General features: G+C 67.7%; 16 protein-coding genes. 1 reads left to right on the forward strand and 15 read right to left on the reverse strand.

The window, feature by feature from the left end; all coding sequences use genetic code 11:
* Positions 1 to 198: 198 nt before the first annotated feature.
* Positions 199 to 1923 (reverse strand): ABC transporter substrate-binding protein, encoded by a 1725-nt coding sequence (locus tag DAERI_RS09800; protein ID WP_103129241.1) that lies wholly within the window; start codon positions 1921 to 1923, stop codon positions 199 to 201.
* Positions 1924 to 2131: 208 nt separating this feature from the next.
* Here DAERI_RS09800 and DAERI_RS09805 point away from each other — a divergent pair, with 208 nt between their 5' ends.
* Positions 2132 to 3151: a D-alanine--D-alanine ligase family protein gene (locus DAERI_RS09805; protein ID WP_103129242.1), complete on the forward strand. Its 1020-nt coding sequence runs from the start codon at positions 2132 to 2134 to the stop codon at positions 3149 to 3151.
* Between the two features lie 394 nt (positions 3152 to 3545).
* Here the strand turns inward: DAERI_RS09805 and DAERI_RS09810 are convergent, their stop codons facing one another.
* From DAERI_RS09810 to DAERI_RS09875, 14 genes are all read right to left on the reverse strand, one after another.
* Complete coding sequence (locus tag DAERI_RS09810; protein WP_103129243.1) at positions 3546 to 5006, reverse strand: hypothetical protein; 1461 nt, start codon at positions 5004 to 5006, stop codon at positions 3546 to 3548.
* 9 nt (positions 5007 to 5015) lie between these two features.
* Positions 5016 to 5477, reverse strand: a complete 462-nt coding sequence (locus DAERI_RS09815; protein ID WP_103129244.1) for a hypothetical protein — start codon at positions 5475 to 5477, stop codon at positions 5016 to 5018.
* Entirely contained in the window at positions 5464 to 5895 is a 432-nt protein-coding gene (locus tag DAERI_RS09820; protein WP_103129245.1) for a hypothetical protein, read from the reverse strand. The genes DAERI_RS09815 and DAERI_RS09820 overlap by 14 nt, the downstream gene beginning before the upstream one ends.
* Entirely contained in the window at positions 5892 to 6206 is a 315-nt protein-coding gene (locus DAERI_RS09825) for a hypothetical protein (RefSeq protein ID WP_103129246.1), read from the reverse strand. Before DAERI_RS09825 ends, DAERI_RS09820 begins: the two co-directional genes overlap by 4 nt.
* A 73-nt stretch (positions 6207 to 6279) precedes the next feature.
* Positions 6280 to 6618 (reverse strand): hypothetical protein, encoded by a 339-nt coding sequence (locus tag DAERI_RS09830; protein WP_103129247.1) that lies wholly within the window; start codon positions 6616 to 6618, stop codon positions 6280 to 6282.
* Positions 6615 to 6980 carry a hypothetical protein gene (locus DAERI_RS09835; protein ID WP_103129248.1) on the reverse strand — a complete coding sequence of 122 codons (366 nt, stop codon included), beginning with the start codon at positions 6978 to 6980 and terminating at the stop codon, positions 6615 to 6617. The genes DAERI_RS09830 and DAERI_RS09835 overlap by 4 nt, the downstream gene beginning before the upstream one ends.
* Complete coding sequence (locus tag DAERI_RS09840; RefSeq protein ID WP_103129249.1) at positions 6977 to 7330, reverse strand: hypothetical protein; 354 nt, start codon at positions 7328 to 7330, stop codon at positions 6977 to 6979. The genes DAERI_RS09835 and DAERI_RS09840 overlap by 4 nt, the downstream gene beginning before the upstream one ends.
* Before the next feature lie 62 nt (positions 7331 to 7392).
* A complete protein-coding gene (locus tag DAERI_RS09845; RefSeq protein ID WP_103129403.1) occupies positions 7393 to 7977 on the reverse strand; it encodes an N-acetylmuramoyl-L-alanine amidase family protein in 585 nt (194 codons plus the stop codon).
* A 55-nt stretch (positions 7978 to 8032) separates the two neighbouring features.
* Positions 8033 to 8467 (reverse strand): hypothetical protein, encoded by a 435-nt coding sequence (locus DAERI_RS09850; RefSeq protein WP_103129250.1) that lies wholly within the window; start codon positions 8465 to 8467, stop codon positions 8033 to 8035.
* Positions 8460 to 8852, reverse strand: coding sequence for a hypothetical protein (locus tag DAERI_RS09855; RefSeq protein ID WP_103129251.1), 393 nt, complete (start codon positions 8850 to 8852; stop codon positions 8460 to 8462). The genes DAERI_RS09850 and DAERI_RS09855 overlap by 8 nt, the downstream gene beginning before the upstream one ends.
* Before the next feature lie 32 nt (positions 8853 to 8884).
* Positions 8885 to 10495 (reverse strand): hypothetical protein, encoded by a 1611-nt coding sequence (locus tag DAERI_RS09860; protein WP_103129252.1) that lies wholly within the window; start codon positions 10493 to 10495, stop codon positions 8885 to 8887.
* Positions 10492 to 11736: a hypothetical protein gene (locus tag DAERI_RS09865; RefSeq protein ID WP_103129253.1), complete on the reverse strand. Its 1245-nt coding sequence runs from the start codon at positions 11734 to 11736 to the stop codon at positions 10492 to 10494. Before DAERI_RS09865 ends, DAERI_RS09860 begins: the two co-directional genes overlap by 4 nt.
* 16 nt (positions 11737 to 11752) lie before the next feature.
* Positions 11753 to 12628 (reverse strand): hypothetical protein, encoded by an 876-nt coding sequence (locus tag DAERI_RS09870; RefSeq protein WP_103129254.1) that lies wholly within the window; start codon positions 12626 to 12628, stop codon positions 11753 to 11755.
* Between the two features lies 1 nt (position 12629).
* Positions 12630 to 14393, reverse strand: a complete 1764-nt coding sequence (locus DAERI_RS09875) for an SGNH/GDSL hydrolase family protein (RefSeq protein WP_103129255.1) — start codon at positions 14391 to 14393, stop codon at positions 12630 to 12632.
* Position 14394: the final 1 nt, after the last annotated feature.

A 14394-nucleotide genomic window follows, 5' to 3' on the forward strand; every position in this document is an offset into this window, starting at 1 on the left:
GGGCCAGAGAGAAGGGAGATGGGAAGGCTGCCGGGGCAGGAGCGCCCGGTGAGCCGGGAAGCGAACGTCAGTGTAAACCTTCCGCCCGCGGACCCGGGAGTCCAGCCGCCCATTCTGGCGGGGAAAGCTAAAGGCCAGATGAAACGGAGGAGCGGGGGGATGGCCGTGATCTCGCCATCCCCCCGCCGCCCAGGCGGCTTACTTCTTGCTGAGTTCCTTCCAGAAGGTGCCGGTGTAGGAGAAGGAGATCAGCGGGTTGTAGTTGGCCGCGCTGACGCCCTGAAGGTTGTCGCGGACGAAGGTGTAATTCACGGGGGCGGGCACCAGCATGTAGTACGCCTGCTCGTAGGCGCGGTTGCCGACCAGGCTGTACAGGCGGTTGCGCTGCGCGACGTTGACCGTCTGGCGGGCCTGCTTGAGCCACTTGTCCAGCGAGGCGTCCTTGAAGTTGCTGCGCGGCGAGTAGAAGCCGTCCGACGCGTAGAAGGTGTACATGAAGTTGTCGGGGTCGGCGTAGTCGGGCGCCCAGCCGATCGAGATCATGGCCTCCTTGCCGCTCTTGGAGTCGGCCAGCATCTCGGACCACTGCTTGGGCTGGATGTTGATCTTGAACTTGGGATTCAGCGCCTCGACATTGCGCTTCAGGATCTCCATCATCGTCTGGGCGCCGACGCTGCCCGCGCGGTAGTTCGCGGTCAGGGTGAAGCCGTTCTTCCAGACGTTGCCGCCCCAGGCGCGCTTAAAGTACGCCTCGGCCTGCTTGCGGTCGAACTTGTAGGTCTTCACCTTGGGGTCGTAGCCGGGGAAGGAGTCCGGCAGCAGCATGGTGCGCTGCTTGCCCTGGCCCTGCTGCACGTCCTGGATGTACTGCGCGTAGTTGAAGGCGTAGCTGAAGGCGCGGCGGACATTCACGTCGCTGAAGAAGTTCGCCGGAATACCCTTGCCGTCCAGCTTGCCGCTGCCCAGCAGCTTGGGGTCCTGGATCTTCTGGTTCATGAAGATCGCCGTCGCGGAGGTGTTGGGCAGGTTGTCGATCCAGCGCACGCCGGGCTTGCCCTTGATCTGCTCGGTGTCCACGCTGCGCCCGCCGCCCTCGATGATGTCGGCGTCGCCGCGCAGGAAGGCCTGCTGGCGCGCGGCGATTTCCGGCACCTTCTGGATCACGACGTTCTTGATCGCGGGCTTCTTGCCCCAGTAGCCGTCAAAGGCCTGAAGCAGGGTCGCGTTGGCGTCGCGTCGCACCAGACGGTACGCACCCGTGCCGCTGGGCTGCTTGTTCAGGTTGGAGTCCGTCAGGTCCTTGCCGACCCAGTTCTTCCAGTCGGCCTCGGTGCCCTTCCACTCGCCGATCGAGATGGCGTGCTTGGAGTCCACGATGCTCTGCCCGGTGTACGCGAGCTTGGCGAGGAAGGCGGGGTCCACCTGGGGCAGCGTGAAGACGAGCTGGCCCGCGTTGTTGCACTCGACGGCCTTGTCAATCTTGGCCCAGGTGATGGACTTGTCGTCGTTGGCGTTCGCCTGGGTGCCCAGCAGCGACTCGCTGATAAACCAGTTGCCCGACTCGGCCGAGTTCGTCACCAGGTTGCGCTCGAAGGAGTACTCCGCGTCGCGGCAGGTCATCGTGTTGCCGGTGTGGAACTTCACGTTCTTGCGCAGGTCGAAGGTGTAGGTCTTGCCGCCGTTGGTCACCGTGGGCAGTTTGGTCGCCAGCAGCGGCTCCAGGTCGCGCAGGCTGGCGCCCTTGTAGGTCACCAGCGTCTCGTAGATATTCTCCACGATGGCGCCCGACGCCGTGTCGTAGGTCACGCCGGGGTCCAGGGTAGGGATATCGCTGGCCTCCTGCACCACAAGGGTGTCCTTGGGGGCAACGGCAAGGGCCGCGCCAGCGAGAAGGAGGGTGCTGAGCATCGCCAGTTTCTTCATAGCTTCTCCTACAGATAGGGTGCCGGTCACGCTCCCGTTCCGGGATGCACGCCAAACACCTGTTAGGTAAACGGTAAGCATCATAGCGTAGGCTGAGCGGCAGATGTGAGAAAACGCGGAGAAGCAAAAGTGGCGGGGGCCGCAGTCCCCCGCGCGGTTCTTGCTCTCTTTGAGCCTTTTGAGCTTTGGCAGTGCCATACTGCGCCCCGTGAAGAAACGCATCCTGCTGCTGGCGGGCGGACAGTCCGGGGAACATGAGGTCAGCCTGATGAGTGCCCGCAGCGTCCTGAAGGCCCTGCCGCGCGACCAGTTCGACGTGACCCCCGTGGTCATCAGCCCCCAGGGCCGCTGGCTTCCCCCCACCGACACGCAGCGGGCACTGGAGACCGGCCAGGCCCAGCGCGGCGGCGACCTCGTGCTGCACCGCGCGGCGAGCGCCGAGGGCTACGACGTGGTCTTCCCGCTGCTGCACGGCCCCATGGGTGAGGACGGCACCATCCAGGGCCTGCTGACCTTGGCGGGCATCCCCTTTGTCGGCTCGGGGGTGCTGGGCTCGGCGGTCAGCATGGACAAGGTGATGACCAAGCAGGTCCTCGCCTCGGCCGGAATTCCGCAGGTCGAGTGGCGCCTCGCCGTGCGCCGCGAGTGGCAGGACCGCCCGCAGGAGGTGTGCGCCCGGGCGGGGGAGCTGGGCTACCCCCTCTTCGTGAAGCCCGCCAACCTGGGCTCCAGCGTGGGGATCAGCAAGGTTTCCCACCCGGGCGAGCTGACCCGGGCGCTCGACCTCGCCTTCAGCCTCGACCGCCGGGTGATCCTGGAGGCGATGACCCCTCACCGGCCGCGTGAGGTTGAGGTCGGCATCCTGGGGAACGACGCGCCGGTCGCCAGCCCCGTCGGCGAATTGCGCTTTGACGCCGAGTTCTACGACTACGAGACGAAGTACACCGAGGGCCGCGCGACCATGTTTGTCCCCGCGCCGCTGCCTGCTGAGGTGGCCGAGCGGGTGCGCTCCCTCGCCCTGACCGCCTTCCGGGCGCTCGACTGCGCCGGGCTGGCCCGGGTGGACTTCTTCTACGTCGAGGAGACGGGGAGCCTCTTCCTGAACGAGGTGAACACCATGCCCGGCTTCACCACGACCTCCATGTATCCCAAGCTCTTCGAGGCGGCGGGTCTGAGCTACAGCGACCTCGTGACCCGGCTGGTGGAACTGGCGCTGGAGAAGCGGTAGCTGTCACGCAAATAATTACGTGTCCACGTTGCGAGAAATTACGTGTCCACGCCGTGGACACGTAATTTCTCGCAGATGGACATATAATTATTTGCGTCCGCACGAGCGCCCGGCTGAGAGTTGCAGGGGGTAAAAACCGTTCTGCTGTTGCAGGAGGCTTCAGCGCCCCCAGCCAACCGGCGGGGGCACTCTGCCGCCTGGGCCGACACCAGAACGTATCGGGGAGTAGTGCGGCACGTAAAACGCCCCGGTGAGGGGGGCGTTCGGCTGTTGGTTGCCTTGCGGGCCAACTCATAGGGGGACCGTCACCCCGCCCGGGTGCCAACCGGACTGCGCGCGCTGAGGCTCCCCCATCCTACCCGATTGTGTGTGGAGTCGAAGGTGGCCCGACACCTCAGTCCAGCCACTCCACCGGCGCCCGGAAAAACTCCTGCCCGCCCGCCCGCAGCAGGTAGAGGAACCGGGCGCCGTCCGGCGTCATCACGTGCCGGGCGCGCTTGCCGTCGTAGGCGCCCGGGCTCGCGTACGGCACCAGCGGCCCCGGCTCCAGCACGCCGGTCAGCAGGTCGTGGACGTAGGTGCGCGGCGACCCTTCCTTGGAGACAAACATCTTGCGCTTGCCCGGGATCAGACACACGCTGGCGCCCGTGTTGATCGTCTCGCTGCCCCAGAACGTCGCCAGCGTGCTCCAGGTGCCCAGCCCGATGTTGTAGCTGTAGATGTTGCTGGTCCCAGCCCCCCGCGCACACAGAATCTGGAACGGCGCGTAGAGCGAGGGAAACATCGTGTTGGCCCCCCCACCCGGCGTCCCCGGAGCGGAGGCGAGCGCCGCGCTCCAGGCCACCCCCGTGGTCTGCACGAGGTCGATGCGGTGCAGGGCCGCGCTGGTCTGTCCCGGCTGGTAGTACAGGAAATCGCTACTGGGCACGATGGAAAACGTGCTGGTGGCGTCCGGCGCGGTGGCGAACGCGCCCGTGCGGGGGTTGCCCGTTACAGCGGCGGCCAGCGTCAACGTATCCACTGTGTTGCTGGCGATCCGCCGCCGCTGGCCCGCGCCCGTCCCGCCCGTGATGACCACGTCGCTGTTGGCGTACATGTTCGCCGCCCAGGCCGCCCCGGTGCGGGTCAGCGTGGTCGTGGTGCCGCCTGTGGCCGTCCCACCGGGCACCTCGATCACGAACGTGTCACCGGTCGCCGGAACAGCCCCGAGAGCCGAGGCGAGCGTCAGCGTGCCGCGGGCGGGCACGGCGCTGATCGTGCGGGTCTGCCCGCCCAGGGTGCCCGACGTGAACCGTATCTGGAGGCCGACTAAGCCCCCGCCATAGTTGGCCGTGGCATCGGTCGTCACGAGGGAAGAGGCGGTAGTGCCCGCTGCGACCACGCCATTGTCGATGACCCCGCCCACCTCCAGGTCGTTGGGGAGAGTGAATGACGCGCCGTAGCTCGCCGCCGCAGGCAGGGCCGTGGCGATGGTGGTCAGCGCGAATGGGGCGCAGACGACGTTGGCGACCGTGACGGCCACGAGGTTGAGGTTGAACACCTGCCAGGAGGTCGTCCCGGCCCCGATCAGGATCAACAGAACATTGCGGACAGGATCATACTCGATGTCCATGCCGTACCCGCCGCTGGCGGTCGTGGCGAGGTATTGCCAGCCGCCCGTCCAGGTGTCGAATCGCCAGAGCTGACTCGTGCCGGCCACCACGCTGGTCGTGCCGTACTGCACCGCCCAGTACAGGTAGCGCCGCCCGTCGTAGATGTTGGACGTGCCGTGATAGGACACCCCGGCCTGAAAGAAGGCCAACCATTGCCAGTTGGGGAGGTCGATCCCCTTCTTGAAGTTGTAGTTGACGGGCATCTTGCCTCCTCAGGTGATGGTCCAGCGGCTGCGGGTGGCCTGGAACGTCTGGGCGCTCACCTCGGCCTGCTGATGCCGGGCGTCCATACTCATCGGGGCGCCCGTGCCGTAGTACGCCGTCCATCCGGCGTTGCCCCAATAGACCGCCGTGGGCGGCATCCCCTCGATCTGCACGCGCATGGCGTCGGTGATCGTGCGGGCAAAGGGTTTCTGGCCCTCCATGAAGGTCAGCAGCTCGCGCAGCGTGGCGTCCCGCGCCACGTCGCCCAGCAGGTCGCGCTGCTCCTCCAGGACGGGCTGCTGCTGCTGCTGGAGGAGGGTGTTTTGCTCCTCCAGGGCCGTCAGGAGGTCCTCCAAGGTGCCCTGTGTCGCCAGTTGCAGCAGCAACACTCGCTGGGCCTCCAGCTTTGCCGCCGCCTCCTGGAGTGTCGTGTCGAGGGCGAGCCCTCCCAGCAGGTTATGCAGTGCCATGTCCCACCTCGCCATCCTCGAACCAGAGGCTGTAGCCGGTCCCGTCAGGCCCCAGTCCCGTCTGTACCCAGAGATATGTGGTCCCAGCGGGCACGGCGGGCCGCGTGGGCTGGAGGTAGAGGTCGGGCGCCCCCTCCAGCCCGCTGAGCCGGGCCTCCGTATCGCCCACCCGTTCGGCCAGCGCCACCACGTCGGCCCCCTCCGCCTTGCGGTCCTGGAGAGCGTCCACTCGCTCTGCGAAGCTGGACGCCGGATAGCCCCCCCGGGCAGGCAGTCGCTCCGAGGAGGCGCGGAGCACGAGCGAACTGGCCCGCACGACCCGGGCGATGCTCGGCACCACGCGGACCACGGCGGGCGTGCCGCCCGGGCTCCGCACCACGCGCACGGGCTGAAACACGCGCACCACGCGGTCGCTCATGGGGTCACCCGCGTGGCCGCGGGCTGGAGCAACCCCTCCACCCACGCCTCACCGTCCACCAGGATCAGGTATTTGCTGGGGCCGCGCCAGGTCGCCGGGACCGCCCAACTCACCAGCCCGAGCGGCGCCGCGACGCTCATGGCGTCCCGCTGCTGCGCCTGTGTGCCCGGGTCAAGGATCAGCTCGACCACCCGGCCGCTGAGGTCTTCCGGCGCCGACTCCTCCCCGAATCCCCAGGTGAGCGTCTGGCCGCTCCTGACGTTCGTGTGGTTGATGGTGGGCGGGTCGTGGTCTATCGTCACGGCTTCCATGTCACGTCCCTCCCAGGAAAGGCCCCCCGCCCAGCGAGTGCCGGGTTGGGGGCGGTTCGGCTCAAGTTGTCCGTTACTCGTCGCGCTCCGGCCAGTGCCAGGTGCCGGGGGCTTTGGCGTCCTCGTCGTTCTTGGCGCTACCTACGGCGAGGGTGCCCGGGGTCCGTGCGGTGGCACCTTGAGGGACGAGGGCGGGACGGGCGTACCCCGCCCTGGAGTTCGGAGAGCTGAGGTCACCCTCCTCCACCCGGTCGCTCTGGAGGTCGTTCAGTTGGTCGAGCTGCACGGTCAAATTGGCGATATACGCCTGTTCGCCGTGAGCCTGCGGCCAGGCGTTGACCACCGTGGCCGCCCGGTGCTGCCCATTGGCGAGAACGTAATGGACAGCTCGCCCGATGGTCGGCCGCGTCACTGCCGCGCCTCGCTGCCGTAGGACTTCCCGCTCAGCCGCTTGTACGTCGCCACGGCGCTGATGTTGCTCCCGCGCATGGGCAACACGAAGTTGCCACCCTTGGGCAGCTTCGGCACCGTGCATTCGATGTCCGCCCGATTTACACGGCAGAACTGGGGAGCGTTGACGCGCAGGTCCGTCCCGCTGATGAGGATGGACAGGTCAAGCACGTCGCTGAGCCCCGCCCCAAAGAACAGCGTGGTGCCCATGAACCGTAGCCCCCCGCCGTCCGGGTCGGGCTCGGAGGCGGGCCGCGTCAGCCCCGGCGCACACGCGGCGAGCAGCAGGCAGCCTAGGAGCGCGGACACCCTCAGCCGCTTCACTGGATTCCTCCGGGTTCGACCTCGGGCGCGTCCGTGACGGGCGGCTGGGTCTCAGCCTGGCGCACGTCCCGCGCCGCCTGCTTCACGCGCTCGTCAGCCCGCTCCCACGCCCAGGCGAGTGCCTGCCGGAGCTGCTCGCGCACCATCGTATCGTCGAGGGTTGTCGTGTTCAGCAGGGGCACGTTGCGCGTGAGGTCGGCGTATTGCCGCATGGCGTAGTCGAGGGCGAGGTCGGCCTTCCCCTTCAGCTCGGCCGCGTGCTGGAGGTAGTACTGGATGGCCTGCGCCTCGATAGCCGGGATGGCCTTGGCAGCGAGGGTGCGGAAAATAACCGTCAGCATCTTGTTCATCTGGACCTCGATGGAGCTTTGCGAGAGGGCGGATTGACAGCGCCCAGGTAGGCGCGACGGACCTAACGGATGGACGCGGCCAGCACGTCCGCGATGGGGCGCAGCAACGCCAGCCGCGCCTCCCGCCCGGCGGTGCCCGCTGGGGGCGCGTGCCGCAGGGAGTCCAGCTCGATCAGGACGGAGGGCTTGGCATCGGGAAAAGAGTCGATGTAGAGGCCGTTGAAGCGGCTGGAGTTGCTGGGGTTGCACCACTGGCCCGTGCAGGTCCGCAGGGCGGGCAGCAGGGCGTCCGCGAGCCGTTTGCTCGCCTCGCCGGGCGCGTAGTACACGCCCGAGAGGTGCCGGGCATCGGGGAACACCATGTCGTAGTGCAGGCTCACGAACGCTGCCGCGCCCAGGCGAGCAGCCATGCTGACTCGCCAGGAGAGGTCCGGCTTCGGGCCGTCGTTGCCGTCGTGCGTGAGCACGACCCGGAACCCCTTGCCGACGAGCAGGCTCTTGAGCGTGAGCGCGGCCTCCAGGTTGGCGGCGGCCTCGGTGCGGGGGCCGTCGCAGCAGCCGGGGTCGTAGCCCAGCACGCCGGGCGTACTCCCATGGCCGGGGTCGAGGACGATGAGGCGGGGAGTGTGGGGCTGGGGGTTCGTCATGGGCACCTCGAAGAACGCGCCCACACAGGGCGGGCGCGTCCGGGAGACGGGCGGATTACGGATCGGCGGGGTGGGCGATGCGCCGGGCGAGGGAGTTCAGGAGCTGCGCCAGGCCGATCAGCAGGAGGAGCAGCGCCAGCGAGAATCCCAGCGAGGCGGGGGTGAGTACATTGCGGACGCCCCTCACGCCCGCCGGAATCTGGAGTACGAGCAGCACGGCGGACGCCGTGACGCCGACCTTGAGCGGGGCATACTCGCGCAGCCGCAGCCACACCCACCAGCGCGCCCAGTACAGAACATTGGCCGGAGTCCGCGGGGGCGGGAGCGCGACCGCCAGCCAGCGCCCGAGCGCCTGGAGCGCCCGCCACGCGGCCCAAGCCACCAGCACCCGCAGGGTGGTCAGCAGGAGGTAGCCGACCTGGGCATCCTGGAGGAGGGCGCCGTTGAGGGCCGCGTCCCAGCGGGCAGCGAGAGCAGTCAGGTCAGGCATCCTTGGCCTCCTTGGGGGGCGGGGGCTCCGGCGGGTCCGGCGCGGGCGGGTCGGGGATGCTGCTCAGGAGCGGCACCGCGCGCTTGAGCAGGCTCAGCGCCGAGAGCAACAGCCACCACAGCCCGCGCGGCCCCAAGGTGCTGCCGACGACGGCGGCGATCACCAGCACGGGCACCAGGTCGAGCTGCACCGGCAGCCTCCGCAACACCTCGCAGGTGGCAAGCCCGACGACGGCGGTGCGGACAAGCTGCGCGGCGAGCTGACGCCGGGGCGGCGGGGGGGCGTGACTGCTCGCCACGGTGGTCCAGTGCATCCCGGCGGCGACGATGCCCGAGGCCGCCGAGACGGCTGCGGCGTAGGCGTTGAAGGTAGGGTCGAGGGCCATAGGGTCTCCGTAGAAAGGGGCCGTTGGCGCCTTCAGGTTGGTGTGTACTTGCGGTCCGCCGGGATTCCCGCGACGTAGCCCCGTCCCGCCTGAACCTGCTGGTACTCGGCCAGCAGCGCCCCTTCCGTGCCGGGGGCAATCCCAGGCCGGAAGTCGTTGTTGGGACCGCGCTTGGCCGGGTCTACCCCGGCCGTGTCCGGTGATGACCGGCTGGTGCCGTCACCGAAGAAGCGGATATTCCCGTCGTAGGCGATCCCCGCCTGGAGCGGGCGGGAAACGCCGTTGTCATTGACCATGCTGTTGTTCTTCTGGACGAAAAAGCCTGACCACTCGTAGGTGAAGGGCGTGTTCGCGTCGTAGTGGGTCAGCATGTAGTTCCGGTTGCGGTTGATCTGGAGGAATGAGGCCAGGTAAGCGTTGAGCTGGTGCCCGACACAATAGTTGTCCTCGATCTGGGTGTAGTGCGAGGCGTTGGCCCACACGTTGTGATCGAACTCGTCAATGATGATGCACGACCCGCTGTACTTGAAATTGGGGTCCCCCACCAGTTGATAGCCGTAGGCGTTCAATGTGACCCGGTTGGAGTTGTCGTATTTCGTGGAAACGCCCGGGACGAAGTTCCAGTCCCAGCCCCAGGCGCCTTGAATGTAGTTGCGCTTGATCTGTGCGGGGTTGGCCTGCGTTCCCCCGCTGCCGCCGTAGAGGTTGATGTTGTCCTCGACGCGGCTTTCCCCCGGGGTGTTGATGACGATGTTGTCCGACACGTCGATGGACGGGTGACGGATGATGCGGTTGAACTGCACGAACTGGCGCGGCTGCCAGCCGCTCGGCGAGAAGTTCTCGGGGGTTTTGTTGGCGTCGATTTTCTCGCCCGTAAAGGCGGGGTTCCAGCGTTTCGCGTCCGAGTGCGTCGTGCCGGTGTTGGACCTGACGTAGCTGCCCTTGCCGTCGCTCTTGCGCCCGTCGATGTTCTTGACGCGGTTGAAGCGGACGATGAACTGATCGCTGCCCCGGTCGCCGTTGTAGGCGAGGTAGCCGTCCGCGTTGCCGTTGTGGGCGATGTAGATGCCCGAGGTGTCGTTGACCTCGTTGAAGCGGAAGATCAGGTGCCGCCCGCCGTCCAGATTCACCGCCCGGCCCTTGACGAGCCCGTTGACGTTGGGGTTCGCCATGTGCATCTCGACGTACTCGATCTGGAGACGGTTCCCCCACCCGCCGAACACGTGGCCGCCTGCCGACTCGATGATGATGGGCTTGCCGGGCACGGCCACGCATCCGACGAGGTTGGCCCCCCGCACGTCAAACACCGGTTTGGTCGGGTCATGCGAGATGTACCGGTAGCCGGGGTCGATGGTCTGCGCGGTCACGGTCGCGTTGATGATGAAGCTGTCCGCCTCGCGCACCGGGAGCGTGGGGGTCGGCGGCGGGGGGTTCACGATGGCGTCGTAGAACCGGCGCGGGACGAGGCCCCAGGGCGGCAGCCACAGCAGCACGTCCGGGTCCTTGCCGTTGGACGTGAAGGTGCGGAACGTGCCGGGCTGCTTCACGAAGATGGTGCATTGGGTCTCCAGCCGCAGGTGATACCCCTTTTCCCGGCTCCACGTCAGGAAGTACGGTGCGGCGGGAGTGGAGGGGGAGGTCATGCCATCCTCAGCGGCTTGTCGCCCACGGAAACGCTGATGGAGTGGTAGCGGGTCACCCCGGAGTCGCCCGTGCCCGCGTTGTAGAACCCGGCGTACCCGGCGCCGCGCGGCGCGTTGGCCGGGAGGGCTGTCGTGTTGGTGTATTGCCAGTCCGGCACCGCCGCTGCCGGATCGTAGGCGAAGGCCCGTGCCCGCAGGGTCTCGCCCTGGTTGGCCCGCTGGAAGTCGATGGCGTACCGGGTGCCTGCCACCATCGCGGTCGGCAGGACGTTCTTGACCAGACCCAGGACCGTCGTGACCCCCGCATTGTTCACCCAGTTGTAGAACTGAACCTGCAAGTCGGCGGTGCCGCCCGTGACGGAGGGCGTGAGAAAGGCCATCAGGCCGACCTCCTGCCCGGCGGTCCCGCCGAGGCCCAGGAAGGCGCGGAGCTGCTTGCCGGTCGTCCCGTACCGCGCGGTCACCAGCGACCGAACCGTGCCGTCCACGAACTGCCCGGCAGGCGTGTATTGCCAGGCGCGGCGCGGCGCGTCGGTGAGCGTCTGAACGAGAGCCGCGTCCGCCGCCGAGTATTTCAGCGTGACGCCGGTTCCGGGCGCCGCCCACAGCGGGGCCAGCACGGCGGGATCGGGGCTGGCCTGGTCTGCGAGGGTGTGGAAGTCCTCGAAGTAGGTGCCGACCGGCGTATCCGGCGTGTCGTCCCCCAGCGGGGCCTGCGGCGCGGCGAGCATCTGCCCGACACCGGCCACCCGGCCCAGCTCGTAGTACAAGACCTTGGGATCGAGGGTCGGGTTGATGGCATCGGGCCGGTTCCCCCAGAACGCGACCCAGTTCTGGGCGCCGGGCGTGGCGGGCACGGCGAGCGCGATCAGGGCGCTGAGGCCGTTCTGGAAGGCGGCCTCGGTCGCCGTGATGCCCGGCATGGGGAGTGCGCCGAAGAGGTAGCGGTAGTCCCCGTTGGCGACCTTGAGCATCAGGGGGTTGTTGCGGAGCGCCGTTTTCATGGTGGGATCGGCGTCCACAACTGTCGTCGGGCCGGTGGCGATGACGAAGTTACCGACCGTGCCGCCCGTGTACGCGATGGGCACCTTGTTCCCGCCCGCCGAGCCGGACAGGTCCGGGGCGATCAGGCCGAGTCCCTGCGAGGAGTTGGCGATGTCCACGACGACGGCGAGACGCTGCCCCCCCGGCAGGAGGATGTAGGGCCGACCCTGGATGATTTCGAGGTTGGTGTAGGGCATCGCCTGAGTGCCTCCTTTAGAACCGGCCCATGTTGGCGGTGTAGTCGGCCTGCACGACGGCCAGCGGATCACGCCCCGAGAGGTCGATGCGCTCGAACAGGTGGCGATAGATCGTCGCGTCCCCCTGGATGGCGTTCTGACCGCCCAGGATCAGGGCGTTGGGACTGCTCTGGAGGGCGGTCATGCCGTTGACCGTCGTGGTGCGGATCAAGGCGCCGTCGCGGTACATCCTGAGCGTGGTGTTGGTCGTGCCGAAGTCGAGGAAAAACGCGAGCTGGACGAGGGTGCCGGGCACGAGTCCCTGCCCGGTGTGCTGAAACCCGATCTCGTTCTTGGTCCCGTTCTGGCTCCAGACCTGCAACACGCCGATGAAGTCGGGGGAGACCGCCTTATCGGACAGGTAGACCGCAAAGGCGTTGGGGTCGGTGGAGAGATTGGCGTTGCCGCCGACCGCCGCGATCTGCTGGTATTTCTGATTGACGCGCGCCCCGATGCGTGCCCAGATGATGTAGAGAAAGTCCTTGCCGCTCATGCCGGTCAGGAAGCCGTTGTCCCCGGTGGACGCGAAGCTGTCCGTGAGCGTGTCGCCGTTCGGGCGGGTGAACTTGACGCCCTTGCCGTCGTAGATCATGGAACCGTCCGGGCCGACAAATTTGCCGTCCCAGGTGGCTCCCCTCGGCAGCGCGTAGGGGTTGCGCGCGAGGTTGTAGACGTAGCTGGGGTTGGCGCTCCCCTGAACGCCGATCCGGCCATCGGGAAACGACTCGCGGTTGGCGAAATCCTGAATGAGCAATACCCCCGGCGCGTCCAGCGGGTCGAGCAGGATGGAGGGGAGGTCATTCGGGAACACCGTGTCGTCGGGGAGCTGGAAGAGTTGAGCGGTATTGGGCATCTCAGTAACCCCTCTCCTGAATGAAGGCGGTCAGCGCCGCCGCGATGTCGGCGTACCCCTGCGCGTTGGGGTGCGTGTTGTCCGCCATGCGGGCCGGATCAGGCGAGCCGTCCGCCCGCCAGGTGCCGTCCGCGTTGCGGCACAGCACGCGCCGTAGCCCGAGGTAGTGCGCCCCGAACGAGGTGGCGAGCCGTTCGTTGAAACCCTGGATGGCCTCCAGACCGGCCCCGTACACCTCCGTTTTGCTGTTCAGCAACCCGACGACCACGTACCGCTCGTGGCGCCCCTGCAAGCTGTCCACGATGTACTGGACGTGTTCTTCGAGGTCGCGCCCGTACAGCTCGCGCTGGGTGGCGTCGATGCCGATGCGGTCGATGTTGTTGCGGCCCACGAAGATGACGGTCGTGTAGTTGCGGTACGGATTGTCCGGCACCCACGTCACGCTGCCCCGGGCCACCTCGAAGGCGTTGGGGGTCGGGGCCGAGGGCGTGAAGGTGTAGTAGCCGGTGCGGTTGGTCAGCACGTCCGCCTGTCCCTCACCGCCGCGCGTGAGCGTGCCCGGCACGCCCATGAGCCGCCCGGTCTGCTGGCGCCCCCACTGGCTCAGGAGGGGAGACCGGTCGGGGTCCAGCGCCGTGAGGGTAAACACGGAACCGTCCGGCGCCGCCGTCGTGACGCTGAAGGTGGCGAGGCGACTGAGCGCCCCGAACCGCGCCGCGACATCGATGGTGGTCTGATTGGCGATGCCCAGGTTGACGACGGGGCGGCTCAGGGAGAGCGCGACCCGGGAGGCCACGCCCTGCGGCGCGTTCTTGCCGTACCCGGTGTCCCCCATGCCTTCCGCCAGGTCATCCCCCCAGATGGCGATGCCGCGCGTGGGGGAGAAGTCGGGCTTGGCGATATGGGTGATGCCGTCCCTGGAGACGTAAATCGGCATCCGGCCGAACTTGTCCGAGACCCCCCAGGCGACCTCGCCGTAGTTGGTCACGACCCGGAGATTGCCGCTGCCGAGGTTCAGGGTGTTGGCCGTGACCTGATCCGCGCTCAGGCGCTGGGCCGAGAAGGTGCCCGAGGCCGAGAAGTTCACGACCGTCAGGGAGGCGAAGATGGCCCGCACGGCCCGCACGACGCCGTTGGTGTCCACGTAGAGCGGTGAGCGCCCGTTCCGGTCCGTGACCCCCCAGGCCACACCAACTCCGGTGTCCGTGGTGGCGTTGGGCCGGTTGATCGCCTTGATCGCCGTGATGCCCGCCGCCCGGGTCGTCAGGTCACTTTTTAATGCCTCGATCTTGCCGCGCTCGGTGCTGAGGTCGGCCGCTGCCCCCTGGGCGACGGCAGCGGCGTCCCGGGCCGCCTTCGTCGCGTCGATGAGGTTGCCCACCTGCACCGGGTTCATGAAGACCTGGCCCGGCAGAGCCCCGTAGAGGCTGAGGTCCCATTCCCCCGCGCCGGTGTCCCGGGGATGGCCGACGATCTCGAAGGGGATGAAGTTTTTATTCCCACCGGACGGGAAGATGGTGAGCGTGACGAGCACGAGCGCATCCCCGGGGTCCGCGCCGTGCAACTGGGCCGGACCCGTCCCCTCGGCGAGGAGCGCCGCCCGGCCTGAGCCATCCGCGTCTGGACCGCTCAGCGGCCCCTCGTACTCGCCGCCCGAGATGCCCCAGGCCGTCATCAGATTCTCGTGGTAAACGACTCGCCAGCGCCCCCCGGTAGCCCCGGGCGGGAGCTGAACGCGGCGGGTCATTTTCAGCAGTTTCGCCATG

Source organism: Deinococcus aerius (assembly GCF_002897375.1).
Classification (GTDB): Bacteria; Deinococcota; Deinococci; order Deinococcales; family Deinococcaceae; genus Deinococcus; species Deinococcus aerius.

Coding starts and splice junctions, on each gene's coding strand:
- DAERI_RS09800 (WP_103129241.1), bottom strand. CDS start 1,923: ATGAAGAAACTGGCGATGCTCAGCACCCTCCTTCTCGCTGGCGCGGCC.
- DAERI_RS09810 (WP_103129243.1), bottom strand. CDS start 5,006: ATGCCCGTCAACTACAACTTCAAGAAGGGGATCGACCTCCCCAACTGG.
- DAERI_RS09815 (WP_103129244.1), bottom strand. CDS start 5,477: ATGGCACTGCATAACCTGCTGGGAGGGCTCGCCCTCGACACGACACTC.
- DAERI_RS09820 (WP_103129245.1), bottom strand. CDS start 5,895: ATGAGCGACCGCGTGGTGCGCGTGTTTCAGCCCGTGCGCGTGGTGCGG.
- DAERI_RS09825 (WP_103129246.1), bottom strand. CDS start 6,206: ATGGAAGCCGTGACGATAGACCACGACCCGCCCACCATCAACCACACG.
- DAERI_RS09840 (WP_103129249.1), bottom strand. CDS start 7,330: ATGAACAAGATGCTGACGGTTATTTTCCGCACCCTCGCTGCCAAGGCC.
- DAERI_RS09845 (WP_103129403.1), bottom strand. CDS start 7,977: ATGACGAACCCCCAGCCCCACACTCCCCGCCTCATCGTCCTCGACCCC.
- DAERI_RS09850 (WP_103129250.1), bottom strand. CDS start 8,467: ATGCCTGACCTGACTGCTCTCGCTGCCCGCTGGGACGCGGCCCTCAAC.
- DAERI_RS09855 (WP_103129251.1), bottom strand. CDS start 8,852: ATGGCCCTCGACCCTACCTTCAACGCCTACGCCGCAGCCGTCTCGGCG.
- DAERI_RS09860 (WP_103129252.1), bottom strand. CDS start 10,495: ATGACCTCCCCCTCCACTCCCGCCGCACCGTACTTCCTGACGTGGAGC.
- DAERI_RS09865 (WP_103129253.1), bottom strand. CDS start 11,736: ATGCCCTACACCAACCTCGAAATCATCCAGGGTCGGCCCTACATCCTC.
- DAERI_RS09870 (WP_103129254.1), bottom strand. CDS start 12,628: ATGCCCAATACCGCTCAACTCTTCCAGCTCCCCGACGACACGGTGTTC.
- DAERI_RS09875 (WP_103129255.1), bottom strand. CDS start 14,393: ATGGCGAAACTGCTGAAAATGACCCGCCGCGTTCAGCTCCCGCCCGGG.